The following is a 1,094-nucleotide window of genomic DNA, read 5'->3' as shown; positions in this document are numbered from 1 at the left end:
GCAGCGTCCTGCCGCCCGACCACCTGCTGACCATGAACCCGAAGGGCGCCGCGTCGCACGCCGTCCGCGGTGTTGTCGATCTCGTCGTGGGCGCGGGAGCCGGGCCGCCGGGCGGTCTCGAAGCCGTCGCCGACCGCGACGCCCTTGATCGCCTGGATGCCCATGAGGATGCCGGCGAGGCGCGAGTCGAGCCGCCGGTCCCAGTGGACGTGGCTGCCGAGGCCGGGCGGGAGGCCGTAGGCGAGCACCTCGACGACGCCGCCGAGGGTGTCGCCCTGCCGCTTCAGCTCGTCGATGTGCGCGACCATCTTCGCGGACGCGCCGGCGTCGAAGCAGCGGACGGGCGACTCGTCCACGGCGGCGAGGTCGCCGGGGCCGGGCGCGACGCCGTCCGGGGCCTCGATCTCGCCCAGCGAGACGACGTGGCTCACGATGTCGACGCCGAGCGCCTGCTTGAGGAACGCCTTGGCGACCGTGCCGAGCGCGACGCGGGCGGCGGTCTCGCGGGCGCTCGCCCGCTCCAGGACGGGCCGCGCGTCGTCGAAGCCGTACTTCTGGATGCCGGCGAGGTCGGCGTGGCCGGGCCGGGGCTGGGTGAGCGGCGCGTTGCGCGCCTGCGCCGCGAGGACGTCGGGGTCCACCGGGTCGGCGGACATCACCGTCTCCCACTTGGGCCACTCGGTGTTGCCCACCTGGACGGCGACCGGGCCGCCCTGCGTATAGCCGTGCCGGACGCCGCCGAGGATCGACACCTGGTCCTGCTCGAACTTCATCCGGGCGCCCCGCCCATGCCCGAGCCGCCGGCGGCGCAGTTCGTCGGCGATGTCCGCCGAGGTCACGCGCACACCGGCCGGAAGGCCCTCCACGATCGCGGTGAGGGCCGGGCCATGGGACTCGCCCGCGGTCAACCAGCGCAGCATGCCCACGATCCTATTGAGTCGCCGGGGCCGCTCGTGCCGGACGTCCAGGTTGTGAGACCCCTTCCGGCCCGAGCGGCCCCGCCGACCTGGGCGGGGACGGCCCCGCACGTCCGGAGTGGACGGGCGGGGCCGTGCGGTGCCGGGCAGCGCCATGCGGTGCCGGGCGGGGCCGTG

At 75.6% G+C, this 1,094-nt stretch carries 1 protein-coding gene; it reads right to left on the bottom strand.

From position 1 onward, the window contains the following. Positions 1-920, bottom strand: a 920-nt coding sequence (gene aroC, locus AB0J52_RS41855) for a chorismate synthase (protein ID WP_500188855.1), incomplete at its 3' end; no start/stop codon positions are given. Positions 921-1,094 lie beyond the last annotated feature (174 nt).

It is taken from the genome of Spirillospora sp. NPDC049652 (assembly GCF_040675125.1).
In the GTDB taxonomy this organism is placed as follows: Bacteria; Actinomycetota; Actinomycetes; order Streptosporangiales; family Streptosporangiaceae; genus Spirillospora.
The sequence above is the reverse complement of the archived record's forward strand: the minus strand, read 5'-3'. Positions and strand labels throughout refer to the sequence as shown.